The following is a 26,319-nucleotide window of genomic DNA, read 5'->3' as shown; positions in this document are numbered from 1 at the left end:
TGGGCGGGGACAAATCATTGAAGGATTGGCAAACCTAGGGAAGGGCTGGCTCACCTGATCAGACCGGTGCTCCTGGCGGTCGCGACGGCCGAGGTCCGGGAGTCCACGCCGAGCTTGCCGAAGACGTGCACGAGATGGGACTTCACCGTGGCCTGGCTGAGAAAGAGGCGTTCGCCGACCTGTTGGTTGGACAGTCCCGCCGCAACCAGCTCGAGCACTTCCAGCTCGCGGGCAGACAGGGATGTGTCCGGCCGCAGCGTTCGTCGTACGAGCCGCTGAGCAATCGACGGGGCGAGCACGGTCTCCCCGCGAGCGGCGTCGCGGATCCCCGCGGCGAGTGCTGCGGGATCGGCGTCCTTGAGAAGGTAGCCGACCGCGCCCGCGTCCACGGCGGCGAGCACGTCACTCTCCACGTCGTACGTCGTCAGCACCAGCACCTGGGGCGCATCGGGGAGGGCCCGGATGCGGCGCGTGGCATCGATGCCGTCGACCCGGCCGCCGAACTGGAGGTCCATCAGCACCACGTCCACCGGGTCGACCGCACAGAACGACACCGCCTCGTCGGCGACGGCGAACTGGCGCACCACGTCGAGATCGTCCTCGAGGGCCAGCACGGCCGCCAGTCCGGCCCTGACCACGGGGTGGTCGTCGACCAGGATCACCCGGATCACGCGTCGTCCCCTGCGGGAAGTCGGGCGGCCAGCGCTGTGCCGTGGCCGGGACGGGACTCGAGGGCGAAGGATCCGCCGAGCTCGCTGATGCGGGTGCGCATGGAGTCGAGCCCGAACCCGCCGTTCTCCACGGCGAGGCCGTTGCCGTCGTCGACGACGTCGAGCGCCACCTCGTCGTCGAGGTAGGAGAGTGTGAGCGCGATGTGACCCGCTCCGGAATGACGCACCGCGTTGGCCACGGTCTCCTGGGCGACCCGCAACAACGCCACGTCGTGTCCACCGGGCAGGGCGCGTGGTTCGCCGTCGACGCGGAAGGTGGTGGTGCCCTCGATTCGCGCGGTCAGACGGGCGAGTGCCTCGGGCAGCGAGCGTTCGGCGAGGTCGGCGGGTCCCAGGGAACGGACCAGTCGCCGTGCCTCCACCAGGTTCAAGGCGGCGACCTCCCGGGCCTGGGCGATCAGTGGGGCCGCCTGGTCGGGACGGGAGACGAGGTGGCGCTCGGCGGCCCCGAGGAGCAGGTGAATGCTGCTCAGGCCCTGGGCCAGCGTGTCGTGCACCTCCCGGGAGAACCGTTCCCGCTCGTCGAGTTGCCCCCGACGTTCGCTCTCCTGGTCGGCCGCCCGGAGACCGAGCACCACGGCGATCGCAACGCCGGCCCCGATCACCGGCCCGAGGACCGCGCCGAACTCCCATGCACCGCGATGGTGCGCGAAGCCCACGACGGCGACCACGGTCAGGCCGCCGACGACCGGGATCGCCACCCGGGCGGGGAGCACGTTGAGGGCCAGGAAGAACAGAGGGAAGGCGAGCCAGACGCCCATCGGGGTGAGCACGACCAGCACGACCCAGAGCACCGACAGCGCGGCGCCCCAGACCCGAAGAAGGGTGGGACGGTCACCGAGGCTCAGCCCTGCGGCATAGGCGAGTGCGAGCAGGACCGTGACCAGCAGGACGGGGACGTCGGGCCTGTCGGTGAGGGCCGAGGCGGCGGTGACGATCAACAGGGCAACGACCAGCAGATGGGTGACCAACCGCACCAGAGGAAGAGCGCGGCGCAGGGGGGAGGGCACCGGCCCAGCATAGGCATCAGCGGCGGCGCGGCCATCAATCAAAAGATGGAGCGAGGTGCGTGCTCACGGGCGACGTGTGACCCGCCGGCGACCACGAGACTCGAGGTGTGGTCGTCGCAAGGACGACCCGGAGAGTCAGGAGTCACACGGTGTACGTCGGATGGCGGGACCTGGTCCACGCGAAGGGTCGCTTCACGTTGATGGCCGGGGTGGTGATGTTGATCGCCGTGCTGGTCGGGCTGCTCAGCGGATTGACCCGCGGGCTGGCCGACGAGAGCACCTCGGCCATCACCGGGCTGCACACGTCGCGGCTGGTCTTCTCCGGAGACGCTCCCGACTTCTCGTCGTCCCGGGTGCCCACGGACGGCAGCCTGGCCGGAGACCCTCTGGGGGTCGCGACCAGCCGGGCCAGCGGCCCGGACCACACGGAGCCGGTCACCCTGATGGGGGTGCGGCCCGGCTCCGGACTGGCCCCGGACGCGTCCGGCGTCGGTGAAGGGTCCGTCGTGCTGAGCGAGCCGCTGGGCGCCGAGCTGGACCTCGTGGCGGGGGACCATGTGCGCCTCGGCACGAAGTCGCTCGTGATCGCGCAGGTTCGCGGCGACGCGTCGTATTCGCACGTGCCGGTCGTCTGGTTGTCGCTCACGGACTGGCAGGCGATCACGGGTGCGGAGGAGTCCGCGACCGTGCTGGCGACCGACAACGCCCGGGCACCCGATGGGTACACGAACGTGACGCTCGACGACTCGCTCTCCGGGATCGGTGCCTTCAGTTCCGAGAACGGGTCGCTGCAACTGATCCGCGGCTTCCTCTTCGCGATCTCTGCGCTGGTCGTCGGTGCGTTCTTCACGGTCTGGACCGTGCAACGTTCGCGCGACATCGCCGTCCTCAAGGCCCTGGGTGCCTCCACGGCGTTCCTGGTCCGTGACGCCCTCGGCCAAGCACTGCTGCTGTTGACCGCCGGTGTCGGCCTCGGTGCCGCCGTCGTCTGGTTGGTTGGCGGGCTGGCGGGTGACGCCGTTCCGTTCGTCAGCGACGCGGCCACCGTCGGACTGCCTCTCGTGGCCCTCGTGCTGTTGGGTCTCGCCGGCGCCGCGCTCGCCGTACGCCGTGTCACCTCCGTCGATCCACTGACTGCCCTGGGGAGTGCCCGATGAATGCGCTGGAAATGACCGATGTGACCTTGACCTACCCCGACGGCGCCTCACGGCTGATCGCCGTCGACCGAGCTGGTCTCACCGTTGCCCGTGGCGAGCTGGTGGCCCTGGTCGGTCCCTCCGGCTCCGGCAAGTCCTCGCTGCTGGCGGTGGCGGCCACCCTGATCACGCCCGATTCCGGCCGCGTGCTGGTCGACGGCATCGAGACCGGGACGCTGGGCCGCAGTGCGCGTACGGCGTTGCGTCGCGACCACGTGGGCCTGGTCTTCCAGCAACCCAACCTGATCGACTCGCTCAGCGCCCTCGACCAGCTGACGGTCACGGCACTGCTTGCCGGCCGGTCACGCCGGTCGGCGATCGTGGAGGCGCGGGCGCTGCTCGCCTCGGTCGGGCTCGACGGCCAGGAGTCACGACTGCCGGCTCAGCTCTCCGGCGGCCAGCGCCAACGGGTCAACATCGCCCGGGCGCTGATGGGCTCCCCGGCCCTGCTGCTCGTCGACGAGCCGACCTCGGCACTCGACCACGAGCGCGGCGCCGAGGTGATGGCGTTGATCCGCCGGATGACGGTCGAGCGCAACGTGGGCACGGTGCTGGTCACCCACGACACCGGCCACCTCACGGGGCACGACCGGGTGGTGGAGTGTCGCGACGGTCGGCTGCTCGCGCGGGTTCCTGTCGGGCGGTAGGCCACCCCAGCGCCCGGGTCACATCCGAACCGCTGGTGTGGGGGCTGCCGGGGAGGCGGCTCCACCTCTTGGTGGATGCGCGAGTTCGACGCTCCCGCAATGATGAGCGCCATGAACCCGTCACTGCGCCGCCGCCGGCTGGTGGACCTCACCGTCGCGGCCGTCCTGGCTGCGGTGCTGGCACCGGTCTCGATCGGCCTGGTCATCGGCTCGACGGCCGTGGTGTGGGCCGGGTTCGCCGTGGCGTCGGTGGTGCTGCTCGGTTGTGTCGCGGGCCGACGGGAGTGGCCCTGGTGGACCTTCTGGGGCTCCGGCACGGCGATGCTCGTCCTGACGGCGCTGCCGAGTCTGCCCGAGGGCGCCCCGGTGGCAATGGTTCCGTTGTCGTTGGCCTACCTGGTGAATCTCCACTCGGTGATCGCCGAGACCCGGCGTACCGTCGTGCCACTCGTGGTCTCGGTGGCCGGGCTGGTGCTGGTCCTGCTCAGGATGCTGCTCGACCAGCCCGTGCAGGACGACTGGCGCGCCGTCCTCGCCTTCGCGCCGGCGGCCGGGTTGGCGATCGGACTCAGTGCGGCAATGGGTGCCTATCACCGGACCCGACGTCGGTACGTCGAGTCGCTGGAGGAGCGCGCCCGGCAGGCGGACGCCCTCAGAGCACAGTCCGTCCGCGAGGGAGTGGCGCGGGAACGCGAACGCATCGCCCACGAGGTGCACGACGTGGTCGCGCACTCCCTGGCCGTGGTGGTCACTCAGTCGGACGCCGCGCTGATGGTGATGGAGCGCGATCCGGCCCGGGCTCGCCCGATGCTCGAGGCGGTGCGGCAGACCGGACGGGACGCCATGGGAGAGATCCGCACGGCCTTGGCCGTGCTCAAGGGCGGCCAGCTCGACACGGCACCGGTGCAGTCCCTGGCCGACGTGGCGAAACTCGTCACATCCATGCAGGAGAAGGGGCTCAGGGTGACCCTCGACGTGATCGGCGAACCCGTGCCGGTGTCCACCGACCTTGCCCGGGCGGCGTACCGCATCGTGCAGGAGTCGGTCACCAATGCGCTCAAGCACGGCGGGCCCGAGGTGGGCTGCGTCGTGCGACTGGAACACCTGCCCGGGCTCGTGCGACTCACCGTGACCGACGACGGCCCGGGGTTCGTGACAGACGCACGACAGACGGGGCTGGGGCTCGTCGGCATGCGGGAGCGTGCCCGTCAGCTGGGTGGCGGTCTCGACATCACCAGTGGAGCCGATGGCACCACCCTCGTCGTCAGGTTGCCGGTCCGATGACGATCAAGGTGCTGGTGGCCGACGACCAGGAGCTGATCCGGTCGGCCCTCGAGACCGTCATCGACCTGCAGGACGACATGGAGGTGGTCGCCTCGGTGGCCGACGGTGACGAGGCGATCACGCAGGCGCTGGCCCGTCGTGTCGACGTGGCCCTGCTTGACATCCGGATGGGGGCCACCGACGGCATCACTGCGAGCTCCCGCATCCGCAGGCACCGGGGCGGCGTACGCACGCTCATCCTCACCACCTACGACGAGGACGACTACCTCTTCCGGTCGTTGGCGGCCGGCGCGGCCGGATTCCTCACGAAGGACACGCCGGCGACCGAGATCGTGGCGGCCATCCGACAGGTGCACGCGGGCCGGTCGGTGGTCTCGCCCCGAGCAACCCGTGCGCTCGTCGACGAGGTCGCCGCCCGGGTCCCGCTGGGCCCAGGTGGCGACCCGCTGGAGCGCCACGGACTGACGGCACGCGAGCGTGAGGTGCTCGCCCTGCTCGCACGCGGCTTCTCGAACGCCGAGATCGCCGGCGTGCTCTACGTCGCCGAGTCGACGGTGAAGACCCACGTCGGCAGTCTGATCCGCAAGCTCGGCGTGCGCGACCGTCTCCACATCGTGGTGTGGGCCTATCAGCACGGGGCCGTCTGAGCAGCTCGGCGGATTCCACCATTCGGTGGAGTCGGACGGCACCTTTGCCGGACGCCCCGGGCGATGTCGCCGGGAAACGATCGAGACATGAAACGAACTCTGACTCGACTCACTCCCTTCTTCGGCGGCGCAGCCCTCATCACGTCGGGCGTGGTGCCCTGGCTGGCCGACCGGGTGAACCCGCTGGCCGATGACTCGGACAACCTCGGCGAGAGCCTGCTCCCGATGAGCAGCACGTGGGCCAACGTCTGGTGCGTGCTGGTGGGTTTCGGACTGCTGCTGGCCGGCGGGGCGGCCCTGGGGCGCCCCGGCACGGACCCGAGGCCGGCTCGTCGGGTGATGACCGTCGGCGCCGTACTCGGCCTGCTCACCCTGGACCACACCCTGCTCATGGTGGCCGGTTATCTGCCCGTCGGGTTGGTCTTCGTGGCGATGGGCGACCTGGACAAGCTGGACATCCTGCTCTCTCCAGGGTTGCTCGTGCAGGGGCTGACGGCCAGCGCCGCCATGGTGCTCGCGTGGACCGTGCTGCGCAGTTGGCGACCGGCAGTGCGGCCTGGCGAGGATCCGCTGGCCGGCGTCGCTCGGCGTACCCACCAGTGGACGATGATCGCGGTCGAGGCGCCACTGGCCTACGCGCTCTCTCGAGTCTTCATGTTCCTCCAGGTGCCGGGCTTCGACGGGTTCGAGGGCGCGATCCTGTGGGCCGGTCTCGGGCTCGCCGCCGCGTCCACCGGCGGCGCCTGGCTCACGATCGGGCTGGTGCGCCCCTGGGGCGAACGATTCCCGCGATGGGTGCCGGGACTGGCGGACCGTCGCGTGCCGGTCGGCTTCGCGGTGATCCCCGCTCTCGTGGTCGCCGCACTCGTCGCGGTGGCCTCGCGGGCGATCTTCGTCGGCGTGGCCCTCATGGACAAGGAGGAGCGAACCGACCTGCTGGCTGCCCCACTCATCTTCCTGCCGCAGCTGCTGTGGCCCCTCTGGGCCTTCGCGCTCGCGATGGCCGCGCTGAACTATCGGGAGCGTCGTCGGCTGGGTGAGATCAGGACCAGCCAGGCACCCGCTACTTCCTGAGGTCGACGACGTCGTCCCACTCGACCTCATCCGCGGAGGCGAGCGCCTCACCGATCGCCTCCACGTCGGGCACGTCACCGGTGCCCTCACGGAGTTTCGCCGTCAGGCGCACGTAGTCGCGCTCGGCGCTCACCGTGTCGGCGACGCCGTCCCGTTCGGTGACGACGTACCCGTCACCCTCACGACACTCGAGGTGACCCTCGATCTCTTCGCAGGCCGGTCCCTGCGGATGGCTGACGCTGAGGGTGATGTAGGCGGCATCCCAGTTGCTGCTGGACTCCTGCTCGTACCTCACGTTGTAGCCCACCACCTCTCGTCCGCCGCCCTGGGACGTCCGCACGGTGGTGCCTTCGTATTCAGGAACCATGCCGTCGAGCTCAGGCACGTACGGCGACAGGCCCGAGTCCTCGAATGCCTTGATGTCCGCAGCGTCGTCGCGGGCGTCGTCGAGCTGCTCCCCGATGGACGGGCCGGCACTGAACGCGATGGTGAAGCCGAGGACGCAGGCAACGACGCCGAAGGCGGTCCCTCCGGCATGCTCCCCGGTGCGTCCGATCATTGCGGTGGACAGGGGAGCGGCAACGGCAGCAGCCGGGAGCCCCGCCATCAGTGACACCGTGGTGTCGCTGCCGGGGTCTCCGAGGCTGCCCACGATCGCCAGTGCGATCACGACGGCGACCGCGAACACACCGGACATGGTCAGCGCGGTGCCGACGGCCTGCGGAACCTTCGAGGCTCGCAGCACGAACGCGTAGGCGACGATGACGACGACTCCACCGACGAACCAGTAGAACAGGGCGTTGTACGTCGTCGTGCCCAGGGCGCCACGGACCGGGACCAGCAGCACCAGCCCGGCGAGGAACGCCGCGTTGAGCTGTCTTGCGACGGGGTCCATGACTCGTTCGTGGTCGGAGACGGCGGGTTTCGAGGCGTCCATGGCGCCAGTGTTGCCTCGTCCTCGGGGATCAAACCCAGGCGGTGCCGCTGTTCTCCGTCGAGCACGGGCGCCCGTGACCTTGCGACCCCGCTCGGGTGGCGGTCAGCCGACACCGGGAGAGGTGCCGGATCGGAGCCAGGGCACGACGGCAACCGGGCACTCCGTGTGCTGCAGGAGCCCTCGCACGGTCGCGCCGAGTCCATGACGACCGAGACCGCTGGCACGAGTGCGTCCGACGACGGTCAACTGGGCGTGGCGCGCGGCGCGGAGCAGGGCCGTCTCCGGTGTGACGTCGCCGCAGGACAGGGTCGTCCTCACCTCCGGGAAACGCTCGAGCCACGGTTCCAGCCTGGTCTCCAGGGCTTCCCTGGTCGCCTGCTCGTACAGGGAGATCGCCTCTGCGTCGTACGCCAGCACGGGCGGAACCTGCCAGGCGCAGACGATCGTCAACGGCACCTGCAGGTTGTCCGCACGAGCGAAGGCGAACGCGAGTGCCGGAGCTTCCGGGTCCTGGCCCTCGCCCACGTCGGGAGACAGCCCGAGCACGATCGGCGCCGCCGCGAATCGCGGTTGTATCCACGCTTCGGGGACCACCACCACCGGCACCGGGGAGCCGGTTGCGACCTGGGCCGAGGTGCCGCGGGTGATCGCCCGCGCCACCCGTCCCAGGCCGCGGTGGCCGATGACCAGCAGTTCGGCGTCCGCGGTGGCCGCGAGGAGTGTCGCCGCAACCGGGCCGACCACGCGTTGTGACTGCACCTGACCCAGTGCGAGGCGCCGGGCCAGGACGGAGAGGTCGTGGCCGGACTGCTCCACGGGCTCGACCTCGCTCGCGTCCACGGCGGTCACGAGCCGCACCAGCTGTCCGGTCTGTTCCGCCTCCTGGACGGCCCAGACCACGGCCGATGCCGAGCGGCCGTCGGGGCTGACGCCGACCAGGAGGGGACGGGCCTCGAGGGCCGAGCGCGCGTGTGCCTGTCGTGTGGAACTGACGTCCATGGTGGTCTCCTCGCAGGGTGCGGTGTCTCGGCTTCAGCATGTCTGCCTGCGGCCCACCCGGGGCAGGGCCGGCCGTCCCGCTTCCCGGGACCTTCGACACTGCTCGGGACACACGAACGCTCCTACCGTGGAAAGGCCAGGTCGGGCTCAGGTGTGCCGACCCCTGCAGGAGGAGCCACCCAGTGAACGTGCCCCGCGAACTGACCACGGAGAAGTGCCGGGACCTGTTGGCGGCGGGGGTGGTCGGCCGGGTGGCCGTCTGCACGCCCGACGGGCCGCGCATCGTCCCGGTGAACTACGCCGTGGTGGAAGGCGACATCGTCTTCAGAACCGACCCGGACTCGATCCTGGGCCAGCTGGCCCCGCTGGCGTCCCTGGCCTTCGAGATCGACCAGCTCGACTATGAACGCCACCGGGGGTGGAGCGTGGTCGCGGTCGGGACGGGGGAGGCCATCGATGACCCCGAGACCCTGGAGGCCATCCGCCGAGTGTGGGAGCCGAGGCCGTGGGCCGGAGGCACCCGATTGCTCCACATACGGCTGTACCCCGTCTCCGTGACCGGTCGACGGATCGGGGTCCACTGGACCCCGCAGGAGGAAGCGCCGGTTCGTCGCACCGTCTGACTCGCCCACTGACCGTATGAGTGGCATGCGGTTCAGCGGGCCGTGCCGATGTCGCGGCGCGACCAGAGGGGCAGTGCAACGAGGAGCGCCAGGAGAGGCGGCAGCACCAGCCACGCGAAGGACGCAGGGACCTGAGGTGACAGCGGCCCGGAGTGCAGGGCCTGGTCGAAGGGAGAGAACCCGCGCCAGGCGGCGAGCCCGTCGACAAGTGCACCGGCGACGAACAGGAGATAGGCCGCCATGACCAGCGCTGTGGGCGCGCCGATCGCCAGTCCTCGCCGCCCGGTGAGGGCACCGATCACCAGTGCGAGAATTCCGAACTCCACACCGAGCAGTACCAGAGCCGTTGCGCCCACAACCGCAGCGGCGACGGAGATGCCGAGGCCGAAGAGCCGGCCGCCAACCATGGTTGCGCCGAAGACCGCGGCTCCGAGTGCGATGATGCTGAGGGTGAGGGCAGCTGCCTCTTGCACCAGCAGGCGCGTGGTCGAGAGCGGGGTGACCAGGAGCAGGTCGAGCGTTCCCGCCTCCTCCTCACCGGCAACCATGCGCGCCCCGCGGTTGATCGCGAAGACAAGAAAGATCATGGGCAGGACCAAAGTGAAGAGCTCGGCGTTGAGGAATCCTGAGCCGGTGGCCATCTGGTCAAGGGAGAACACCTCACGCAGGGCCGGCGGGAGGTCCTGAAGGTAGTCGTCGAGGCTGGCCATGTCTGACATCGACGGCCACAGCGCCGCCTCCAGCAGGACGACCAACGCGACGCCGCTAGCCCAGAACGGAAGGTTGCGGCGTTGGTCCCACAGCGCCTTCTGAAAGACGTTGCGCATCAGAGTCCTCCCATCCGTTCTCGTAGAAGTCGAGGAAGGTGTCGGCCAGGTCTGTCTCATGGGTCACGAGGCGGACGATGCCGTGGGGTGCGGCCACCCGCAGGAGGTCGGCCGTCGAACCGGTGACGGACAGGTGGGCGGTCCGGTCGTGGACCTGTACATCCTTGACCCCGGTGGTGCGTCGGAGGTCGGCTTCGGGAACCGAGCGTTCGAACGTGAGATCAATGCTGCGACGCGCACCCGCGTGGAGCTCTTCCATCGTGAGCGTGGTCAGCAGTCGGCCGTCCTTCAGGATGCCGATCTGATCGGCCACGGCTTCCACCTCGGCCAGCACATGGGAGGAGAGCAGCACCGTCTGTCCTTGGGCGCGAACCTCTCGCACGAGCGCCAGGAACTCCCGCTGCATGAGGGGATCCAGGCCCTGGGTGGGTTCGTCCAGGACAAGGAGTGGTGGCTGGTTCATGAAGGCCTGGATGATCCCGATCTTCTGCCGGTTGCCATGAGACAGCGTGCCAAGACGTCGCCCGAGGTCGACCTCGAATCGTTCTGCGAGTTGCAAGACCCGGGCTGGGTTCACACCTCCGCGAAGTGACCCGATCAGGTGGAGAAACTGTCCGCCTGTCTGGTCGGCGTACCCGGTGAAGTCCCCGGGAAGGTAGCCGATCATCCCTTGGACGCGATCGCGATCGGACGTGACTTCGTGGCCGAAGACAAGGGCCTGGCCCGCGGTAGGGCGGTAGAGCCCGGCGAGGAGCTTGATGGTCGTTGTCTTCCCTGCGCCGTTGGGGCCGAGGTAGCCGAACACGATGCCAGGTGGGACGACGAGGTCCAGGACGTGCACCGCACGCCGCTTCCCGAAGTCCTTGGTCAGGCCGTGTGTCGCAATGGCAGGGGTCTTGTCCACGGTGCCTCCCTTCCCACGTCACGATATGGAACAGCGACCTGTGCCGGGGAGGGCCCAAGGTCCTGTGCATCCCTGACCATCGCCGCTGCCGAGCCATCAAGACCCTGGAGCAACATCGGCACATGAGAAGCTCCATGACGTTGTCCTTCCTGGGTGCGGCCGGCACGGTCACCGGGAGCAAGTTCCTGCTCGAAGCCGACGACCACCGCATCCTGGTCGACGCCGGCCTGTTCCAGGGTGAGGCCGCCTGGCGTCGGCGAAACTGGGAGCCGCCTCCGCTGGATCCCTCCACGGTCGACGCAGTTGTGCTGACGCATGCCCACTTGGATCACTGCGGGTATCTCCCCGTCCTGGCACGCGAGGGTTTCGCCGGGCAGGTGATCTGCACGGCGGACACGGCGCGTCTGGCTGAGATCGTGCTGCGCGACGCGGCGCACCTCCAGGAGGAAGAGGCACGGTGGGTGCGGTCGACCGGGCTCTCCAAGCATGAACGCCCCCGGCCGCTCTTCGACAGCGCCGACGCGGAGCAGGCGATCGCGCTCTTCCGACCGGTGGTGCGCCACCAGGTGATCCCATTGGGCGGTGAGTTCTCGGCGGAGTTGTTCCGCGCCGGCCACATCCTGGGATCATCGTTCGCAGCCATCACTAGAGGTTCCACGCGTCTGGTGTTCAGCGGCGATCTCGGCCGCACGGATCACCCGTTGTTGCGTGCGCCGGAGCACCCCGGCCGGGCAGACCACTTCGTCGTCGAGTCGACGTACGGCAGTCGGCAACATCACGGTCACGGCGGTGATGAGCTGGCCGGGGCGCTCGATCGGACCCTGCGGCGTGGCGGTGTCGCCCTGCTCCCGGCGTTCGCCGTCGACCGTACGCCCATGGTCCTGCACGAGATCCAGAGGCTCATCAGGACCGGCAAGGTGCCGGACGTGCCCGTGTACGTCGACAGCCCCATGGCGCTGAGCGCACTCCGGGTCTATCAGGCAGCACTGACCGCCACGGACACCGACTTCCGCGATGAGGCCGCCAGCGATCCGGAGCCGTTCGACCCTGGCAAGCTGCAGCTCGTGGCAGGGACTGAGGAGTCGCGAAAGCTCAACGATCCGAGCCACCCGTGCATCCTGGTCTCGGCTTCCGGGATGGCCACGGGTGGCCGAGTCCTGCACCACCTGGAGCATCAGTTGCCGCTGCAGCGCAACAGTGTCGTGCTCACGGGGTACCAGGTTGCCGGGACACGTGGGCGGCTGCTCGCCGACGGTGCCCGATCCGTCAAGATCCATGGTCGCTACATCCCGGTGCGCGCCGAGATCGTCAACGTCCAGGGTTTCTCCGCGCACGCGGATGCCACCCAGATGATCGATTGGCTACGGCCGTCTCCGCCGCCCCGCACAGTCTTCGTGGTCCACGGTGAACCGCACTCGGCCGAGGCACTCGCGACGCGTCTACGAGAAGAACTCGCCTGGAACGCCGTGGTCCCCGGTTATCAGGAGAAGGTGCTGGTGGACTGAGTCCGGGGTTGTCCGTGGGCCTGGTGACGCCGAGTGGGCGTGGTCGGGCGTGACCTCGAGGTCAGCCCGGGATGACCGCGACGGGTATCTCGACGTAGTGGAGCACCGCTCGGGAGGTGGAGCCGAGCCCAGGTCCGAAGGTTCGACGCTGGCCTCTCCCCAGCACCAGCAGTTGGGCCGCGCGTGAGCGACGCAGCAGCATCGTCGCAGGGTCGCTCCTCTCGTCGCAGAGGGTGACCGGCACCGAGGGGAACACGGAACTGAACGTGGCCACGACGTCTTCGAGGTGTCGAGCGCCCAACGTCTGTGTGGTCCGGTGGGCAGGGCCGGCAAGAACCGGATCCCAGAGCAACCGGGGCTCGGTGTCGAACGCGTGCACCGCCACGAGAGCGGACTCCCGTCTCGCGGCCTCCTCGAAGGCAAAACACACTGCGGAATCGTCCGGGTCAGTCGGATCAATGCCCACCACCACGGGGTGACGCCTGCGATCCTCGTGGCGCCAACCGGCCGGAACGATCAGGACCGGACGGTCGGACCGGGCCGCGACAGCGGTGGAGGTCGAGCCCAGGATCGGCTGGCCGAAGGTGCCGAGCCCACGTTGCCCGATCACCAGGCGATCCGCGCGCCTCGCCCGGTCCAACAACCGAGCGGGGACGTCGCCGAACTCCAGGGTGCTGCGCACCCTCAGGTCGGGATGCTGCCTCGTGGCCCTTCGACCGATGGCGTTGAGCAGCGTCCAGTCGGGCGGCGACTGCTGGGGAACCGAGGGATCGCCGGTGTCGTCGAGCACGGCCACCAGGAGCAGCGGGCGCCGAGTCCCGGCAGCCTCCTCGACTGCGTACCGGACGGCTGCCTGGTTGTTTCTCGAGCCATCCACCCCCACGACGACGGGGCGGCGCAGGGGCAGGTCGGCGATGCGATCGGGCATGTCCCCACCCTGTCGTGGACAGGTCCTCGGGGGCAGGGGCGAAAGTCACTCCACGCGCGGGCCTCGTGTCCTGGCACTGATCCTGGCCGGACGCGCGTGGAGCCGGGACCTTCGCCCCTTCGCCTGACCCGGCCCGGCTCGTAGCGTGGAGTCAGGGACACCCGAAGTCCCTCTGGCCCGTTGAGGAGAGGAGCCGACCATCATGGACATGCCGCGGGAGCTTTCCCAGCAGGAGTGCCTCCAACTGCTCTCGCACGAGGAGGTGGCCAGGGTGGCGGTGTGCACGCCCACAGGCCCTCACATCGTGCCGGTGAACTACGTGGTCGTGGACGACGCCATCGTGTTCCGTACGGCGCCGTACTCGGTGTTGGGGACAGTGGGCTGGTCGTCGCCGCTCGCCCTTGAGGTCGACCACCTCGACCACGAGCTCCGACGCGGGTGGAGCGTGGTCGCCACGGGCCATGGCGAGACGATCACGGACCCGGACGCGCTGTCGACCATCGCCGGCCTTGCCGACCTCCAGCCATGGGCCGGAGGCAGCCGTCATCTCTACATCCGGCTGCCGTGGGTCTCTCTCACCGGCCGCTCGGTCGGTGGCACGACTGCCACCGGCACCTCGGCATAGTGAAGAACAGCCTGGGCGACGGAGCCGAACTGGAAGTCGCCCGTGCGGCCTCGGCTGCCATGTCTGCCGAGCACGAGGAGCTGCGTGGGGCCGATCCGGTCGAGCAGGACTGTCAGTGGGTGTTCGGAGCCATGGAAGAGTTCGACGGGCACGTCGCTGAACCGCTCGCGTAGCGGCGCGACTGCGCGAGCGAGCGCCTCTGGTGAGGCATGATCGGCTGCCTCCCCGGCACTGGGCTCGGGCGGGGAGCCGTGGGCCCAGTCTCGGGCCGGAACCTCGCGACCGTGCGCCGCGATCAACGTCACTCCCCGTCGCCGTGCCTCCAGGAACGCGTAGAGGAGCGCTTCGTGCTGCAGGTCTCGATGATCGACTCCGACGACGACCGGTTCCCGGAGGTGCTGACCTGTGGACCAGTGCTGCGGAACCACGATCACGGGAACTCGGGCCCTGCTGGTCACCTTGATCGAGGTGGAGCCGATGAGCTGCCGGAGAAAGCTTCCGTGGCCGCGTCGGCCGACCACGAGCGTCGACTGTCCCGAGGAACGCGCGACCAGTGCGTCCGCGACTCGGCCGATCGTCACCTCCGTGCCCAACTGGGCATCCGGGTGCTCCTGGAGGATGCCTGTCGTCACCCGGGAGAGCAGGCGTCTTCCGAGCTCGTCGTCGGTGTCCATGGGATGGAAGGGCGTCGCAGTCTCCGATTCGTCGAGGACGTGCAACAAGATGAGCGGGCGGCCGCTTCCGACCGCCGTGGCAGTGGCCCACTCGAGCGCCGCCCGGTTGCGTCGGGAGCCGTCGACCGCTACGACCACCGCCTTGTCGGGCTCGGTCCACGGCGGGTCCTCGTGCCCTACGAGCGGCTCGTGGGTCGTGTGCATGGGGTTCCTTCCGGTCGCGTCTGGTGTCTCCAGCCAACCCGGGGTGCACCTGGGCTCGACAGGGAATGAGGTCTCCGCTGGTGGGGCACAAGGTCCCTGCCGCCACGGGTGTGGAGGGCACAAGGTGGCTGGCATGGGGTATGGAGAGGCCGGGTCGACGTCAGGTGAGTCCGGCATGGTCGAAGCGAGTCCACCACCGCGCACGTACGGCGTGCTCCTGTTGGTCCTGGCCGGCAGCTTGCTCGCCAACTCTCTGGCCGGCCCGTTGTTCCGGGGGCTCGTGACCTACCCCGTCTCCGAAACCGTGACGAACCAGCTCCTCGGACTCGAGCTCGTGACTGTCTTCATCGTCGTCCCGTGGGCGACGCTCGCGGGCGTGGCAGGGGTCAGGGGAGCCCGGGCGTCACCCCTCTTCGGATTCGCACCGTCCGCCTACGCGGCCTACATGCTCGTTCAGTACATCCTCGGTCCCGAGTACGACCACTACTCGGTCGTCGTTCTGGGTCAGCTGCTGCTCTTCGTCCTGGCAGCGGGCCTGATGATCTGGTCATGGACGTTGTCGGCGTACACGCCCGTGCCGTCGCGCGACCGTCGTGGCTCGCGACGGCACGGGCTGATCCTGTTCGCGCTGGGTGCCTTCGTGACTCTCCGCTACGCCGGCGCCATCGGCGGTTCGTTCACCGGCGCCGGGATCGGAGACGAGTTCGCGGGGGAGCGAACCTTCTACTGGTCCATCTTCCTGCTCGATCTGGGGATCGTGGTGCCCTGCACGGTCGCCGCCGGCTGTGCGCTCGTCTCCGGTGCTGGGGCCGGGGGTCGTGCCCTGTACGCGGTGATCGGCTGGTTCGCGCTGGTTCCCCCGTCAGTGACCGCGATGGCTGTCGTCATGGTGGTCAAGGACGATCCGCATGCCTCAGTTCCCACAACGCTCCTGTTGGGTGCTGCCTCGGTGGTGTTCGGCTGGTTCGCCTGGCACACGTTCCGAAGGCTTCTGCGACCCACCGGGTCCTTGGTCCCGGCCGGGCATGACTCGTGACTCTGCGGCCACGGCCACGTGCGCAGAAGACTCGGATGCGAACGGGTCGACGACCCGGGCCCCCACCACTCCGACGAGGGAGACGACATGAACAACGAGCGCTGGTATGCGAACCACTTCAGGGAGCTGTCCTCGGACGAGTGCATGGAGCTGCTGGGAGCCTGCTCGGTCGGGCGCATCGCCTACTCGGTCGAGGGTGGCCCGGTGGTCCTCCCGGTGAACCATGTGCTCGACGGCGGCGACATTCTCTTCCGGACCTCACCGCACAGTGAGCTCGGCCGCAGGATGATCTCCGGCCACGTCGCCTTCCAGGTCGACCAGCTCGACGAGACCGAGCGCACCGGTTGGAGCGTGCTCGTGCGCGGGTCGGCCGAGTACGACGACTCCGACGTGAGCGTTCCTGAAGATCGGCCTGCTCCCTGGGCGGACGGAACCCGGAACCTCGTGGTGCGCATCCGCCCCCGTCTGGTGACCGGACGCCGACTCCTTCCCGAGTGAATACGCTGGAGACCACGAGCGGCAGGGTGCATCGCGCCAATGACGCCCCGGGGCATCGCCGACGGGTGGCCAGCCGCATCGAGGCACGGGTGCCCGAGGTCGGGCCGGACGCGTTGGTCATCGACGCGCGCGCCCTGTTGGCTGCCGGCCGGTTCTCCTACGCAGGCCATCTTGCCGTCCTCGACGGCAAGCACCTCGTCGGACTGGTGCCCGTCGAGTCGCTGTCAGTCGCGGCGCCATCCTGGCCAGTGAGCTGGCGACCGGCCTTCTGATCGGGATCGTCCTGGCCGGCCTGTTCCTGCCCTTCGCATTCATGGTCGGCGGGGACCTGCGGCTGGCGTGTGCGATCTCGCTCGCGTTGGTGGTCAGCTGTGCCACGGCCACCCTCGTGGCGCTGGGCCTGCCCCACGTCTTCGCCAGGTTCGGCAAGGACCCGGCCCTCGGGTCCGGACCGTTGGCCACTGTGATCCAGGACCTGCTGTCCCTTGGCGTCTACTTCGCCCTGGCGATCTCCGTCGGGGGAGTCTGAGTCCTCGACTTCGGGCCCTTGGTCCTCGCTGTTCGGGCCCATGGACGGTGTGGCATGTCCTTGGTGCTCGGCACGCTGAAAACATGAACACACACAGCGCACCGGGCACCATCGTCGTCGGGTACGACGGCTCCGACTCCGCCAGGCAGGCGGTCACCTGGGCCGCCGAGCAGGCGGCCCTGGACGGTCGCCCCCTCACCATCGTGAACGCCGGCGGGGAGGGTGAGATCAGGACCATTGCCTGGGCAGGGTTGGACGGGGGGTGCTCGCAAGAACTGCCGGATGTCCTCGCGACGTCCCGTGAGCTGGTGCAGGAGGCCGTGACGCTCGCTCTGTCGACGCAACCCGGCATACGCATCCACAGCGTGCCACTGCTGGGTCCTCCCCGACAACGACTCGTCGAGATGTCCGCTTCGGCGCACATGGTCGTCCTGGGATCACGGGGCCGTGGCCCCTTTCGCAGCACGGTCCTCGGATCGGTGAGCGCTGGCGTGGTCCGATCGGCACGCTGCACCGTCGTGGTGTGCCGGCCCGGGCACCTCGATGCCCCCAAGCACGGCGTCCTCGTCGGAGCCGACGGATCTGCTGAATCAGTGCCGGTGCTCGAATTCGCCTACCGGCTCGCCTCCGTTCGAAGCTTGCCGCTGGCCGTGGTGCACTGCGCGACGCGCCCCGTCGCCCGCACCTCCCTTCCCGAGTCCTCAATCGCGCCCGACGACCAGGCGCTTCACATGCTCCTGTCGGAGTCAGTCGCGGGTCTGTCCGAGAAGTTCCCGGACGTGCAGGTCACGCTCCAGGTTGCTCGGGGCCCCGTCGAGGAGTGCCTGACCAGCGGTTCACGATCCTGTGACCTCGTGGTCGTCGGCCGTCATCCGGTGACACCGCTGTTGAGGTGGGTGACCGGCACGATGGCCACGGCAGTGCTCGAGCGGTCAGGCAGCACGGTCGCGGTAGTCCCTGAAGCGGCACCTGCCGGCGAGACGCGGACCCAGGAGGAGTGATGAACCACACCGACTACACCGACGACGACCTTGACGACGTCGTCACGGAGCTGACGCCCGAGCAGTGCTGGGCGCTGCTCGAGGGCGAGGAGTTCGGCCGACTGGCCTTCCGACTGGTCTCCGAGGTGCACATCGTGCCGATCAACTACTCGGTCGAGCACCGTGTCCTGCTCTTCCCCACGACCTCCGGCAACAAGCTGCTGGCCGCGGCCATGCATTCCGAGGTGGCCTTCGAGATCGACTGGTACGACGACCAGTCGGCCTGGTCCGTCGTCGTCCGTGGCACCCTTCGGCGTCTGGGTGAGGATGAGACGCGCCTCCTCGGAGCGAACTCACCGAAGTCGTGGCTGCCCACACTGAAGCGCGACGTCGTCGAGCTGAGTCCCTCCGCGGTCACCGGGCGACGTTTCGTGCTCCGCCGTCCGGCGACGAGCTGAGGACTGTCCGGGAGCCACTGCTCTGCCCAGGCCCGCCGCGAGGAAGACCAGCCATCGTGCGGCGCGTGTCGCATTCAGAGCGTGAGTACGTCGTCCTGCGGTCGGCGTGGTGTCCGGGGGAGAGCACTTCGGCTGATCGCCTGCCAACCAACCCTGACCAGCAGGTGCGGCGTGCCCATGCCTTGGAGGACCTCTGCGCGCAGGCGTTCGCGTGTCTCGTCGACCTCGATCACCTGACTCAGCGGGACCACCGAGAGTCCCTCCCGGGTCGCCCTCAGCCACAGGGCGCTCAGCCCCTCACCGGTCCGCAGCCAAGCCAGCTTGTCGTCGGCGGCACCCCGCATCACCAACAGTCCGTCTGATCCCTCGAGGTCTCGATCCGGCTCGGCAAGGTGACCGCTGCCGAAGCGCGTGCGGAGGTGTACCTCGTTCGGTGCGTTCGCGGGGATGACCACGCCTGGGACGCCGTCACGAACGCTGTGGTCGACCCAGCGGCGCTGCTCGGCGGCGAGCGGCTCATCGGTTGATTGAAGGTCGAGTGCGCGACCGACCAGCAGCTCGGTACGAACCCGGTCGGACGGATCCTGCAGCAGCATCACATGAGCGCCCGACTCCTCGGCGGTGGCTGCCAGGTGGCGCAGGCGCTCCTCCGGCACCGGCCACGACGTGAAACGTCTCCGGTCGGTGCAGCGATCTCGGATTGCCTGGAGCTCCTCGCCTGAGTCCGGCGATGGTTCCGTGGAGGTCAGCTCGATGCTGGCCAGTAGCGTGGAGTCGTCACCCTCGGGAAGGCGGTTGACGATGGGTTCCCAGCCCAGGGCAGCGGCCGCGATCTGGGCATGGTGCAGTGCGGCACCGCAACTGATCACGAGGTTGCGTCCCCGAGCGTCGGCCAAGGGGAGCCGTCGCCAAGGATCGGCGGACAGCTCAAGCCTGTTTCCGGAGGCATGCCACGACCAGGGCTGGGTGTTGTGGACGCTGGGGGCCATGCACGCGTACCCGACGATGTCGCGCAATGCGCGCGCCGGAACGATCAAGCTCGCAGAGGCTTCATCGGTGGTCATGACAGTGGCTCCTTCGACGTACGCAGGTCACGCATTGCCAGCGGCACCAGGACGGCCAGCGCGGGAATCGACCACACCCAGGCTCCCCAGCCGAACAGCAGCAGCAACAGGTGGAAGGCGATGACCCCGAGCCAGCCGTACCGGGCCGCATGACCCCCGACGAGCAGGGCGGCGCCCATGGCAATTTCGGCGGCCATCAGCAGGAGACCGTAGACGACAGGTTCGGCCATCACGATCTGGTCCCAACCGTCGCGGACAAAGGGAAACAGTCCGCGGTCGGCGAAACCGGAGTAGGCCTCGGGATCGGCGGAGACCAGACCGAGGTGCACGCCGCCCATGACGAGGAAGAAGCCGCCGACGATGTTGCGGCCCACGGAGTGGCGGATCGGGAACGGGCCGAGTGGATCCTCGGGGAGAGCCGTTCTGGGAACGGCGCGGGTCGCGGTGGTCATCAAAGTTTCCCTTCGTCACATCCAAGAATCCAGCACGGGTTGGGGGACAGCACAGGGCCGTTGGTCCCGGCTCTGCGAGTACGGCGGCCCCTGCCGGGTGCGGCAAAACGGGGTTGCATGGCGTCATGCCGACCAGGACCGGCCTGGCACGCCCGTGCAACGGGCTCTCCCGAAGGAGAACCGATGGACAGTCTCGCCTATCCCGTCCGCGTGGATGCGACCCTGCAGGAGCCACTGAGTCGCTGGCTGTGGCTCGTGAAGTGGATCTTGGTGATCCCTCACTACGTCGTACTGGCGTTGCTGTGGCTCGCCTTCCTGGTACTGACGGTCGTGGCCATGGTGGCCATCGTGGTGACGGGGCGATATCCGCGTCCGATCTTCGACTTCAATGTGGGGGTGCTTCGCTGGTCGTGGCGCGTCGCCTACTACTCCTACGGCGGGCTGGGCTCCGACAGCTACCCACCGTTCAGCCTGGCCGAGCGGGTCGACGACCCGGCCCGCCTCGAGGTGGTCTATCCGGAGCGTCTTTCTCGGGGCCTTGCGCTGGTGAAGTGGTGGTTGCTGGCGATTCCCCACTACCTCGTGCTCAGCCTCTTCCTCGGCGGCAGTGGGTATGCCGTCCACGGGCACAACGGTGCTGCGGCACTCGGGCTGATTCCGCTCCTCGTCCTGATTGCCGGTGTCGCACTTCTCTTCACGGGCCGATACCCGAGGGACATCTTCGATCTGGTCCTCGGTCTCAACAGGTGGGTTCTGCGAGCAGTGGCGTACGTCGGCCTGATGACCGATCGCTACCCCCCGTTCCGGTTGGACCTGGGCGTTGAGACCGCGGGTGGTGGAGGCGGACGGGGTGGGACCCCGCTGGAAGGGCGCTTCGCATCTGCCATGCAGCATCCCGATCCAGTGCCGTCGGCCGGTGACCGGCGTCGCTGGGGGGCCGGTCGCATCATTGCCGTGGTCGTGGCGAGCTTGGCATTCATCGCTTCATTGGGCCTGTTGAGTGGGGGAGCCACGCTGAAGGTCGTCGACGACGTCGGTCGCGCCGACGACGGCTACGTCACGAACTCGCCCGTGGAGCTCCGGACACGGGGACACGCACTGGTCTCCCGAGAAGCGCAGATACGCAACGACAAAACCGTCGTCGACCTGCCGGCGCGCCTGATCGGCAGGGTTCGGATTGAGGCGTGGGCGCCGGACGACGAAGACCTCTTCGTCGGGATCGCCGAGCACGACGATGTGGCGGCGTGCCTCGCAGGGGTGGCGTTGTCCACCGTGGGTGACCCGATTGACGCATACGGCGACCGGGACTACCGGTTCACCCACGGTGGTGCACCGCGAACGTCCCCGGTCGACAGCCGGATCTGGGCGGCCTCGGCGGTTGGGCCCGGCACGCAGCAGATCACTTTCTCCCCGCGAGAGGGTTCGTGGTCTGTGGTGGTGATGAATGCGGACGGATCTGCGCCTGTGCGGGCCTCGGTGCGGGTGGGCGCGACGCTCCCGGTACTGGACGACGTCGCCACCGGGTTGATCTGGGCCGGCTTGGTTCTCCTGTGTGGCGGAGGTGTCGGCCTGTGGCTGGCAGTTCGGAGGCGCTGACTCCCGAGGAGGTGTTCGATCACGACCCGGTCGCTCTCGCAATCCATGACGAGATCCGACGCACACTGCTACGCCTGGACGGAGTCAGGGTGCGAGTCACCAGGTCACAAGTCGGGTTCCGTCGAGACCGGGCGTTCGCAATGCTGTGGCGTCCGGGCCGGTACGTCGCCTCCGACGTGCCCGTTGTGCTGTCCGTGGCGCTGCCCAGGGCACTGCAATCGGCGCGGCTGAAACAGGTGGTGAAACCCTCAGCTGGGACATGGATGCACCACCTCGAGCTCCGTGACGTGACCGACATCGATGACGAGGTCCGGGGTTGGCTCGTCGAAGCCTGGGCGGCCGCCACGGGCGCGGGTCAGCCCAGGGTCGAGCGACCGGCCTCCAGACGTGCCACCGGGACCCGGAACGGAGAGCACGAGACGTAGTCGAGACCGAGGTCGTCGAAGAAGTGGATCGATTCGGGGTCGCCTCCGTGCTCACCGCACACGCCGAGGTGCAGTTCGGGATTGGCTGCGCGGCCCTGTGCGGCGGCGATGCGCACCAGGGCACCGACCCCCTCGGTGTCGAGTGACTCGAATGGTGACACCCGGAAGACTCCCTGCTCCAGGTAGGTGGAGAAGAAGGACGCCTCGACGTCGTCACGCGAGAATCCCCAGGTCATCTGGGTGAGGTCGTTCGTGCCGAAGGAGAAGAAGTCTGCGGAGCGGCCGATCGCGTCGGCGGTCAGGGCCGCACGTGGCAGCTCGATCATGGTGCCGACGAGGAAGGGAACCTCCACCCCTGTCTCGGAGCGGACGTCCGCGGCGACCTCGAGGATTCGACCCTTGACGAGGTCCAGCTCGCGGACCGAGCCGACCAGGGGAATCATGATCTCCGGGTGCGGGTCGCCGCCCGCCCGGATCTGCTCGGCCGCGGCCTCGAGAATCGCCCGGGCCTGCATGGTGAAGAGCCCGGGGATCACGATGCCCAGACGGACGCCGCGCAGGCCGAGCATCGGGTTCTGCTCGTGCAGTCGCCGGACGGCCTCAAGCAGTTTGCGCTGACGCGTCTTGTGATGTCCGTTGGCCTCAGCGAGGGCGAGTGTCACCGACAGCTCGGTGAGGTCGGGCAGGAACTCGTGCAGAGGTGGGTCGATCAGCCGGATGGTGACTGGCAGGCCGTCCATCGCCTCGAGGATCTCGACGAAGTCGGCCTTCTGCAGCGGCAGCAGTGCCGCCAAGGCTGTGTCCCGGCCCTCCTGGTCTTCGGCGACGATCAGGTGCTCGACGAGTTCGCGTCGCTCGCCGAGGAACATGTGCTCGGTGCGACACAGGCCGATGCCCTGGGCTCCGAACCGCCGCGCGCGGGCCGCGTCGTCCACGGTGTCGGCGTTGGCCCGGACGAGCAGTCGGCGCATGGTGTCAGCGTGTTCCATCAGTCGCGCCACCGCGTGCACGAGTGGGGCGTCGATGTCGTCGCCCTCGAACCAGCGTACGACCGCGGAGTCGGTCACCGGCACGGCGCCGGCGAAGACTTCCCCCGTGGTGCCGTCGATCGAGATCACGTCGCCCTCTCGGATCGTCGGGCCGCCGCGCACCGTGAACTGCGCGTTTCTCGCGTCGACGTCCAGAGACTCGGCCCCACACACGCAGGTGCGACCCATCCCGCGTGCCACCACGGCCGCGTGCGAGGTCTTGCCACCTCGGCTGGTCAGGATGCCTTTCGCGACCATCATGCCGTGCAGGTCGTCTGGGCTCGTCTCCTTGCGGACCAGGATGACGTCTTCACCGCGCTCGACCCACTCCACGGCGGTTCGCCAGTCGAAGACCGCCTTGCCGACTGCCGCGCCGGGTGAGGCGTTCATCCCCTTCGCCAGCAACGTGCGAGGAGCGGAGTAGTCGAACCGGGGGAACATCAACTGCGCCAACTGGCCGCCGGTCACCCGGCGGAGTGCCTCGTCGAGATCGATCAGGCCCTCGTCGACCATGTCCCCGGCAATCCGGAACGCCGCCTCGGGGGTGCGCTTGCCAATGCGGGTCTGAAGCATCCAGAGCCGTCCGTGCTCGACGGTGAACTCGATGTCGCACATGTCGCGGTAGTGCTTCTCGAGCGTCTCCAGGATTGCCAGCAGCTCGTCGTGAGAGGCACGGTCGAGGTCTGCCATGTCCGCCAGCGACACGGTGTTGCGAATGCCGGCAACCACGTCCTCGCCTTGTGCGTTCTGCAGGTAGTCGCCGTACACACCCCGGTTGCCGGTGGCCGGGTCACGGGTGAAGGCGACGCCTGAGCCGGAGTCCGTGCCGAGGTTGCCGAACACCATCGCCTGCACGTTGACCGCGGTGCCGAGGTCCTCGGGGATCTGCTCCTGGCGGCGGTAGAGCACCGCGCGGTCGGTGTTCCAGGAGCCGAAGACCGCGTGAATGGCGAGGTCGAGCTGCTCGCGCGGGTCCTGCGGGAACGGGTGACCGTCGTGCTCCTGAATGAGGTCCTTGTAGGTCGAGACGACAGCGCGCAGATCGTGAGTCTCGAGGTCGAGGTCAAGTTCGGACCCACGGGCCTGCTTCGCCGCATTCAGCGCGCGGGAGAAGACCTCGTCCTTGATGCCCAGCACCGTGGCCCCGAACATCTGGAGGAGCCGACGGTAGGAGTCGTACGCGAACCGTTCGTCGTCGCTCTGTAGGGCGAGCCCCTCGACCGACTGGTCGTTGAGACCGACGTTGAGGACTGTGTCCATCATTCCGGGCATGGAGAACCGGGCGCCGCTGCGCACGCTGACCAGCAATGGGTCAGTGGGGTCGCCGAGTCGACGGCCCATGGCATTCTCGAGTGTGGCCAGATGGTCGCTCACCTGGGCCGCGAGTGCGTCGGGCTCTCCGCCCTCCTGCAAGTAGGCGCGGCATGCCTCGGTGGTGATGGTGAACCCGGGCGGCACGGGAAGCCCCAGGTTGGTCATCTCGGCGAGGTTGGCGCCCTTGCTGCCCAGGAGGTCCTTCTGATCCATGCTGCCGTCGGCGAAGTCGAACACGTAGGGGCTCATGGATCGATCATGGCGACCTGGTGCAGCCGGTGACAGGGGTCGAAGGTCACGAGTGCAGGCAAAGTCCTCTTTGGCCGTTGGGTTCGCCAACCGCTCGAGCTGCCGCCTCGAGAGCCGGAGCTCGAGACCAAGCCTTCCAGCCATTGACGGTTCAGGTCGTGCGGGGCCAGGTCGTGCGGGGCCAGTCACCTGACGACGACCACGGGGCACGCGACCCGGTGAAGCGCCTCCTGCGCGAGCGACCCTCGCAGCATCTCGGCGAACGCGTCGCGGCCACGGGGATCCGACGGCCGGGAAGGAGTCATGCCTACCCTAGGGGGTATGCATCCTTGAAAGATAAACACCCCGGGGGGTATCCTGGTCTCCGATCACACCATCCACGCAGGAGGCAGACCGATGAGCAGTTACACGATGGCGATGACAGTGGATCGGGGCTTTCCAGAGACCGTCGACCTGGTCCGTATCGCCTTGGCCGAGCAGGGGTTTGGCATCATCACCGAGATCGACATGAGCGCCACGTTGAAGGCGAAGATCGATGTCGACATTCCCCCGCAGATCATCCTTGGGGCTTGTCGTCCTGCGCTCGCCCATCAGGCACTGCTTGCCGACCCGTCCATCGCGGCCCTGCTTCCCTGCAACGTGGTTGTGCGCAGTGTCGACGCGAACGCCACCACGGTCGAGGCGTTCGACCCTGCCTTCATGGCCGGGATGGCCGGCAGCGACGCGGTCCGCACTGTGGCAGCCGATGCCCGAGAGCGGCTGACCAACGTGCTTGACACTCTTGCGAAGGAGACCGAGCATGCAGCTTGACCCTGAGGCGATGAAGCCGGTGGTGAACCGGGTCAAACGCGCCCAAGGTCAGCTGGCCGGGGTGCTGCGGATGCTCGAAGAAGGCCGAGACTGCGAAGACGTGGTCACTCAACTCGCAGCGGTGTCCAAGGCACTCGACCGTGCCGGCTTCGCCATCGTCGCCACCGGGCTGCAGCAATGCATTTCCGAAGGTGGCGCCGACAGCCTCGATGTCAGGAAGATGGAGAAGCTGTTCCTGTCCCTCGCGTGAGGCGCTCCTCCAACTCGTGGTCGCCTATCGGAGGATCGGGTTGTCCCTGACCACCCGGGTCCTTGCCCAGACCCTGCCGAGGCCCCAGGTGTCGCCGGCGCTGAATGCCGCGAGAACCACCAGGGTGACGGCGCCCAAGAGGTGGTCGTCGATCACCGGGTTGTTCTCCGGAGGAAGCACGACCGACCACATCAACACGTAGAGCAGGGCCCCGGCGGCCGCGGCGAACCGCATTCCGATGCCGAAGGTGAGTGCAGCGCCGATGCCGAGAAGGCCGAGCATGAACAGCCAGTCCGCCCAAGCGGCCCCGGCGATGTCGTTGTAGAAGCTCTGGAACGGGCCGTCGGCGCCGAACTTCAGGAATCCCTCGGTGGGGCTGCCGCCGTTGATCCAGGCGGCGTCACCGTAGCGGTCCAGATTCCCCGCCTGGTCGTAGCCGGTGTGGAATCCCAGGGCAAGCAACTTGTCGAAGAAGGCCCACAGGAACGTGAGCCCGAAACCAATCCGGAGCACGGCAAGCGCCCCTCGCGCAAAAGTATTCGTCTGGGTGTCATCGGCCGTGTGGACCGTGTCCGTCATGTCGTGATGACGGCGATGGAGCGTGATCATGGCTGACCTCCTCTTCCTTGCGATGGATGATGAATGGGTTGTGATGTCCTCAGCGTCGCGGCTCACGGCGGTGACGAGCAGGGTCCCGGGTCATCGGCAGGGCAGGCAGATGGTCCCTATCCAGCGGCCCTTGGACCCTGTGTGCGCGTGCCCGCCCGCCGTACGTTCGATGGAGCGGCCCGAGCGGGCCATACCAGCGCCGCCGT

General features: G+C 68.4%; 30 protein-coding genes. 18 read left to right on the top strand and 12 right to left on the bottom strand.

All coding sequences use genetic code 11. From position 1 onward, the window contains the following. Nucleotides 1-50: 50 nt before the first annotated feature. Both NJ4_RS02790 and NJ4_RS02785 read right to left on the bottom strand, forming a co-directional pair. Nucleotides 51-671: a response regulator gene (locus tag NJ4_RS02790; protein WP_067429826.1), complete on the bottom strand. Its 621-nt coding sequence runs from the start codon at nt 669-671 to the stop codon at nt 51-53. After that, a complete protein-coding gene (locus NJ4_RS02785; RefSeq protein WP_067429824.1) occupies nt 668-1,741 on the bottom strand; it encodes a sensor histidine kinase in 1,074 nt (357 codons plus the stop codon). The genes NJ4_RS02790 and NJ4_RS02785 overlap by 4 nt, the downstream gene beginning before the upstream one ends. A 149-nt stretch (nt 1,742-1,890) precedes the next feature. Here NJ4_RS02785 and NJ4_RS02780 point away from each other — a divergent pair, with 149 nt between their 5' ends. The 5 genes from NJ4_RS02780 to NJ4_RS02760 all read left to right on the top strand — a co-directional run bounded on the left by NJ4_RS02780 (nt 1,891) and on the right by NJ4_RS02760 (nt 6,589). Further along, the gene (locus NJ4_RS02780) at nt 1,891-2,898 is read left to right on the top strand and encodes an FtsX-like permease family protein (protein ID WP_067429821.1); all 1,008 of its coding nucleotides are present in this window, start codon (nt 1,891-1,893) and stop codon (nt 2,896-2,898) included. Beyond that, complete coding sequence (locus NJ4_RS02775) at nt 2,895-3,584, top strand: ABC transporter ATP-binding protein (protein ID WP_067429819.1); 690 nt, start codon at nt 2,895-2,897, stop codon at nt 3,582-3,584. The genes NJ4_RS02780 and NJ4_RS02775 overlap by 4 nt, the downstream gene beginning before the upstream one ends. Nucleotides 3,585-3,659: 75 nt before the next feature. Next, nucleotides 3,660-4,868, top strand: a complete 1,209-nt coding sequence (locus tag NJ4_RS02770; RefSeq protein WP_067429816.1) for a sensor histidine kinase — start codon at nt 3,660-3,662, stop codon at nt 4,866-4,868. Continuing rightward, nucleotides 4,865-5,515 (top strand): response regulator transcription factor, encoded by a 651-nt coding sequence (locus NJ4_RS02765; RefSeq protein ID WP_067429813.1) that lies wholly within the window; start codon nt 4,865-4,867, stop codon nt 5,513-5,515. The genes NJ4_RS02770 and NJ4_RS02765 overlap by 4 nt, the downstream gene beginning before the upstream one ends. Before the next feature lie 87 nt (nt 5,516-5,602). Then, nucleotides 5,603-6,589, top strand: coding sequence for a hypothetical protein (locus tag NJ4_RS02760; RefSeq protein WP_067429810.1), 987 nt, complete (start codon nt 5,603-5,605; stop codon nt 6,587-6,589). On the opposite strand, the gene NJ4_RS02755 is transcribed toward NJ4_RS02760, so the two are convergent. Together NJ4_RS02755 and NJ4_RS02750 are read right to left on the bottom strand one after the other, a co-directional pair. Continuing rightward, nucleotides 6,579-7,526, bottom strand: a complete 948-nt coding sequence (locus NJ4_RS02755; protein WP_067429805.1) for a hypothetical protein — start codon at nt 7,524-7,526, stop codon at nt 6,579-6,581. The two genes, NJ4_RS02760 and NJ4_RS02755, sit on opposite strands and share 11 nt — an antisense overlap. A gap of 102 nt (nt 7,527-7,628) precedes the next feature. Then, a complete protein-coding gene (locus tag NJ4_RS02750) occupies nt 7,629-8,525 on the bottom strand; it encodes a universal stress protein (RefSeq protein WP_067429802.1) in 897 nt (298 codons plus the stop codon). A gap of 182 nt (nt 8,526-8,707) precedes the next feature. Between NJ4_RS02750 and NJ4_RS02745 the strand changes: the two genes are divergently transcribed. Continuing rightward, entirely contained in the window at nt 8,708-9,148 is a 441-nt protein-coding gene (locus tag NJ4_RS02745; RefSeq protein ID WP_067429799.1) for a pyridoxamine 5'-phosphate oxidase family protein, read from the top strand. A gap of 32 nt (nt 9,149-9,180) precedes the next feature. On the opposite strand, the gene NJ4_RS02740 is transcribed toward NJ4_RS02745, so the two are convergent. After that, on the bottom strand, nt 9,181-9,975 hold the full coding sequence (locus NJ4_RS02740; RefSeq protein WP_217996724.1) for an ABC transporter permease: 795 nt from the start codon (nt 9,973-9,975) through the stop codon (nt 9,181-9,183). Further along, nucleotides 9,914-10,816: an ABC transporter ATP-binding protein gene (locus NJ4_RS02735; RefSeq protein ID WP_281178245.1), complete on the bottom strand. Its 903-nt coding sequence runs from the start codon at nt 10,814-10,816 to the stop codon at nt 9,914-9,916. The genes NJ4_RS02740 and NJ4_RS02735 overlap by 62 nt, the downstream gene beginning before the upstream one ends. A gap of 185 nt (nt 10,817-11,001) precedes the next feature. Between NJ4_RS02735 and NJ4_RS02730 the strand changes: the two genes are divergently transcribed. Further along, entirely contained in the window at nt 11,002-12,384 is a 1,383-nt protein-coding gene (locus NJ4_RS02730; RefSeq protein ID WP_217996722.1) for an MBL fold metallo-hydrolase RNA specificity domain-containing protein, read from the top strand. Between the two features lie 61 nt (nt 12,385-12,445). Here the strand turns inward: NJ4_RS02730 and NJ4_RS02725 are convergent, their stop codons facing one another. Further along, complete coding sequence (locus tag NJ4_RS02725) at nt 12,446-13,312, bottom strand: universal stress protein (RefSeq protein ID WP_067429786.1); 867 nt, start codon at nt 13,310-13,312, stop codon at nt 12,446-12,448. 202 nt (nt 13,313-13,514) lie between these two features. Between NJ4_RS02725 and NJ4_RS02720 the strand changes: the two genes are divergently transcribed. Beyond that, nucleotides 13,515-13,937 (top strand): pyridoxamine 5'-phosphate oxidase family protein, encoded by a 423-nt coding sequence (locus NJ4_RS02720; protein ID WP_067429776.1) that lies wholly within the window; start codon nt 13,515-13,517, stop codon nt 13,935-13,937. On the opposite strand, the gene NJ4_RS02715 is transcribed toward NJ4_RS02720, so the two are convergent. Next, the gene (locus NJ4_RS02715; RefSeq protein WP_067429774.1) at nt 13,862-14,815 is read right to left on the bottom strand and encodes a universal stress protein; all 954 of its coding nucleotides are present in this window, start codon (nt 14,813-14,815) and stop codon (nt 13,862-13,864) included. The genes NJ4_RS02720 and NJ4_RS02715 overlap by 76 nt on opposite strands. 133 nt (nt 14,816-14,948) lie before the next feature. Between NJ4_RS02715 and NJ4_RS02710 the strand changes: the two genes are divergently transcribed. From NJ4_RS02710 to NJ4_RS02685, 6 genes are all read left to right on the top strand, one after another. Beyond that, nucleotides 14,949-15,851, top strand: coding sequence for a hypothetical protein (locus NJ4_RS02710; RefSeq protein ID WP_157550624.1), 903 nt, complete (start codon nt 14,949-14,951; stop codon nt 15,849-15,851). 87 nt (nt 15,852-15,938) lie between these two features. Beyond that, nucleotides 15,939-16,349 (top strand): pyridoxamine 5'-phosphate oxidase family protein, encoded by a 411-nt coding sequence (locus NJ4_RS02705; RefSeq protein ID WP_067429769.1) that lies wholly within the window; start codon nt 15,939-15,941, stop codon nt 16,347-16,349. After that, nucleotides 16,346-16,621: a CBS domain-containing protein gene (locus NJ4_RS02700; protein ID WP_157550622.1), complete on the top strand. Its 276-nt coding sequence runs from the start codon at nt 16,346-16,348 to the stop codon at nt 16,619-16,621. Before NJ4_RS02705 ends, NJ4_RS02700 begins: the two co-directional genes overlap by 4 nt. Further along, nucleotides 16,588-16,878: a magnesium transporter gene (locus NJ4_RS02695; RefSeq protein ID WP_082748112.1), complete on the top strand. Its 291-nt coding sequence runs from the start codon at nt 16,588-16,590 to the stop codon at nt 16,876-16,878. The genes NJ4_RS02700 and NJ4_RS02695 overlap by 34 nt, the downstream gene beginning before the upstream one ends. An 83-nt stretch (nt 16,879-16,961) precedes the next feature. Beyond that, nucleotides 16,962-17,879, top strand: coding sequence for a universal stress protein (locus tag NJ4_RS02690; RefSeq protein ID WP_067429765.1), 918 nt, complete (start codon nt 16,962-16,964; stop codon nt 17,877-17,879). Then, entirely contained in the window at nt 17,879-18,316 is a 438-nt protein-coding gene (locus tag NJ4_RS02685) for a pyridoxamine 5'-phosphate oxidase family protein (RefSeq protein WP_067429762.1), read from the top strand. Before NJ4_RS02690 ends, NJ4_RS02685 begins: the two co-directional genes overlap by 1 nt. A 74-nt stretch (nt 18,317-18,390) precedes the next feature. Here NJ4_RS02685 and NJ4_RS02680 read toward each other — a convergent pair whose 3' ends face one another. Continuing rightward, nucleotides 18,391-19,380: an Acg family FMN-binding oxidoreductase gene (locus tag NJ4_RS02680; RefSeq protein WP_067429759.1), complete on the bottom strand. Its 990-nt coding sequence runs from the start codon at nt 19,378-19,380 to the stop codon at nt 18,391-18,393. Continuing rightward, the gene (locus tag NJ4_RS02675; protein ID WP_067429756.1) at nt 19,377-19,832 is read right to left on the bottom strand and encodes a hypothetical protein; all 456 of its coding nucleotides are present in this window, start codon (nt 19,830-19,832) and stop codon (nt 19,377-19,379) included. Before NJ4_RS02675 ends, NJ4_RS02680 begins: the two co-directional genes overlap by 4 nt. Nucleotides 19,833-20,015: 183 nt before the next feature. Between NJ4_RS02675 and NJ4_RS02670 the strand changes: the two genes are divergently transcribed. Together NJ4_RS02670 and NJ4_RS27100 are read left to right on the top strand one after the other, a co-directional pair. Further along, on the top strand, nt 20,016-21,428 hold the full coding sequence (locus NJ4_RS02670; RefSeq protein ID WP_067429753.1) for a DUF4389 domain-containing protein: 1,413 nt from the start codon (nt 20,016-20,018) through the stop codon (nt 21,426-21,428). Beyond that, on the top strand, nt 21,383-21,853 hold the full coding sequence (locus NJ4_RS27100) for a DUF5655 domain-containing protein (RefSeq protein ID WP_407668040.1): 471 nt from the start codon (nt 21,383-21,385) through the stop codon (nt 21,851-21,853). The genes NJ4_RS02670 and NJ4_RS27100 overlap by 46 nt, the downstream gene beginning before the upstream one ends. On the opposite strand, the gene ppdK is transcribed toward NJ4_RS27100, so the two are convergent. Next, complete coding sequence (gene ppdK, locus NJ4_RS02665) at nt 21,784-24,444, bottom strand: pyruvate, phosphate dikinase (protein ID WP_067429750.1); 2,661 nt, start codon at nt 24,442-24,444, stop codon at nt 21,784-21,786. The two genes, NJ4_RS27100 and ppdK, sit on opposite strands and share 70 nt — an antisense overlap. Before the next feature lie 396 nt (nt 24,445-24,840). Between ppdK and NJ4_RS02660 the strand changes: the two genes are divergently transcribed. Together NJ4_RS02660 and NJ4_RS02655 are read left to right on the top strand one after the other, a co-directional pair. Continuing rightward, complete coding sequence (locus NJ4_RS02660; RefSeq protein ID WP_067429746.1) at nt 24,841-25,254, top strand: DUF302 domain-containing protein; 414 nt, start codon at nt 24,841-24,843, stop codon at nt 25,252-25,254. After that, the gene (locus NJ4_RS02655) at nt 25,244-25,504 is read left to right on the top strand and encodes a metal-sensitive transcriptional regulator (protein ID WP_067429743.1); all 261 of its coding nucleotides are present in this window, start codon (nt 25,244-25,246) and stop codon (nt 25,502-25,504) included. The genes NJ4_RS02660 and NJ4_RS02655 overlap by 11 nt, the downstream gene beginning before the upstream one ends. A 24-nt stretch (nt 25,505-25,528) precedes the next feature. Here NJ4_RS02655 and NJ4_RS02650 read toward each other — a convergent pair whose 3' ends face one another. Next, a complete protein-coding gene (locus tag NJ4_RS02650; RefSeq protein WP_067429740.1) occupies nt 25,529-26,113 on the bottom strand; it encodes a hypothetical protein in 585 nt (194 codons plus the stop codon). Nucleotides 26,114-26,319: the final 206 nt, after the last annotated feature.

The organism is Nocardioides jensenii JCM 1364 = NBRC 14755 (assembly GCF_001552535.1).
Classification (GTDB): domain Bacteria; phylum Actinomycetota; class Actinomycetes; order Propionibacteriales; family Nocardioidaceae; genus Nocardioides; species Nocardioides jensenii.
The sequence above is the reverse complement of the archived record's forward strand: the minus strand, read 5'-3'. Positions and strand labels throughout refer to the sequence as shown.

Excerpts from the sequence above, each read along its gene's own strand:
- NJ4_RS02775 (WP_067429819.1), top strand. The coding sequence starts at position 2,895 with ATGAATGCGCTGGAAATGACCGATGTGACCTTGACCTACCCCGACGGC.
- NJ4_RS02770 (WP_067429816.1), top strand. The coding sequence starts at position 3,660 with ATGCGCGAGTTCGACGCTCCCGCAATGATGAGCGCCATGAACCCGTCA.
- NJ4_RS02765 (WP_067429813.1), top strand. The coding sequence starts at position 4,865 with ATGACGATCAAGGTGCTGGTGGCCGACGACCAGGAGCTGATCCGGTCG.
- NJ4_RS02760 (WP_067429810.1), top strand. The coding sequence starts at position 5,603 with ATGAAACGAACTCTGACTCGACTCACTCCCTTCTTCGGCGGCGCAGCC.
- NJ4_RS02755 (WP_067429805.1), bottom strand. The coding sequence starts at position 7,526 with ATGGACGCCTCGAAACCCGCCGTCTCCGACCACGAACGAGTCATGGAC.
- NJ4_RS02750 (WP_067429802.1), bottom strand. The coding sequence starts at position 8,525 with ATGGACGTCAGTTCCACACGACAGGCACACGCGCGCTCGGCCCTCGAG.
- NJ4_RS02740 (WP_217996724.1), bottom strand. The coding sequence starts at position 9,975 with ATGCGCAACGTCTTTCAGAAGGCGCTGTGGGACCAACGCCGCAACCTT.
- NJ4_RS02730 (WP_217996722.1), top strand. The coding sequence starts at position 11,002 with ATGAGAAGCTCCATGACGTTGTCCTTCCTGGGTGCGGCCGGCACGGTC.
- NJ4_RS02725 (WP_067429786.1), bottom strand. The coding sequence starts at position 13,312 with ATGCCCGATCGCATCGCCGACCTGCCCCTGCGCCGCCCCGTCGTCGTG.
- NJ4_RS02720 (WP_067429776.1), top strand. The coding sequence starts at position 13,515 with ATGGACATGCCGCGGGAGCTTTCCCAGCAGGAGTGCCTCCAACTGCTC.
- NJ4_RS02715 (WP_067429774.1), bottom strand. The coding sequence starts at position 14,815 with ATGCACACGACCCACGAGCCGCTCGTAGGGCACGAGGACCCGCCGTGG.
- NJ4_RS02710 (WP_157550624.1), top strand. The coding sequence starts at position 14,949 with ATGGGGTATGGAGAGGCCGGGTCGACGTCAGGTGAGTCCGGCATGGTC.
- NJ4_RS02705 (WP_067429769.1), top strand. The coding sequence starts at position 15,939 with ATGAACAACGAGCGCTGGTATGCGAACCACTTCAGGGAGCTGTCCTCG.
- NJ4_RS02690 (WP_067429765.1), top strand. The coding sequence starts at position 16,962 with ATGAACACACACAGCGCACCGGGCACCATCGTCGTCGGGTACGACGGC.
- NJ4_RS02685 (WP_067429762.1), top strand. The coding sequence starts at position 17,879 with ATGAACCACACCGACTACACCGACGACGACCTTGACGACGTCGTCACG.
- NJ4_RS02680 (WP_067429759.1), bottom strand. The coding sequence starts at position 19,380 with ATGACCACCGATGAAGCCTCTGCGAGCTTGATCGTTCCGGCGCGCGCA.
- NJ4_RS02675 (WP_067429756.1), bottom strand. The coding sequence starts at position 19,832 with ATGACCACCGCGACCCGCGCCGTTCCCAGAACGGCTCTCCCCGAGGAT.
- NJ4_RS02670 (WP_067429753.1), top strand. The coding sequence starts at position 20,016 with ATGGACAGTCTCGCCTATCCCGTCCGCGTGGATGCGACCCTGCAGGAG.
- ppdK (WP_067429750.1), bottom strand. The coding sequence starts at position 24,444 with ATGAGCCCCTACGTGTTCGACTTCGCCGACGGCAGCATGGATCAGAAG.
- NJ4_RS02660 (WP_067429746.1), top strand. The coding sequence starts at position 24,841 with ATGAGCAGTTACACGATGGCGATGACAGTGGATCGGGGCTTTCCAGAG.
- NJ4_RS02655 (WP_067429743.1), top strand. The coding sequence starts at position 25,244 with ATGCAGCTTGACCCTGAGGCGATGAAGCCGGTGGTGAACCGGGTCAAA.
- NJ4_RS02650 (WP_067429740.1), bottom strand. The coding sequence starts at position 26,113 with ATGATCACGCTCCATCGCCGTCATCACGACATGACGGACACGGTCCAC.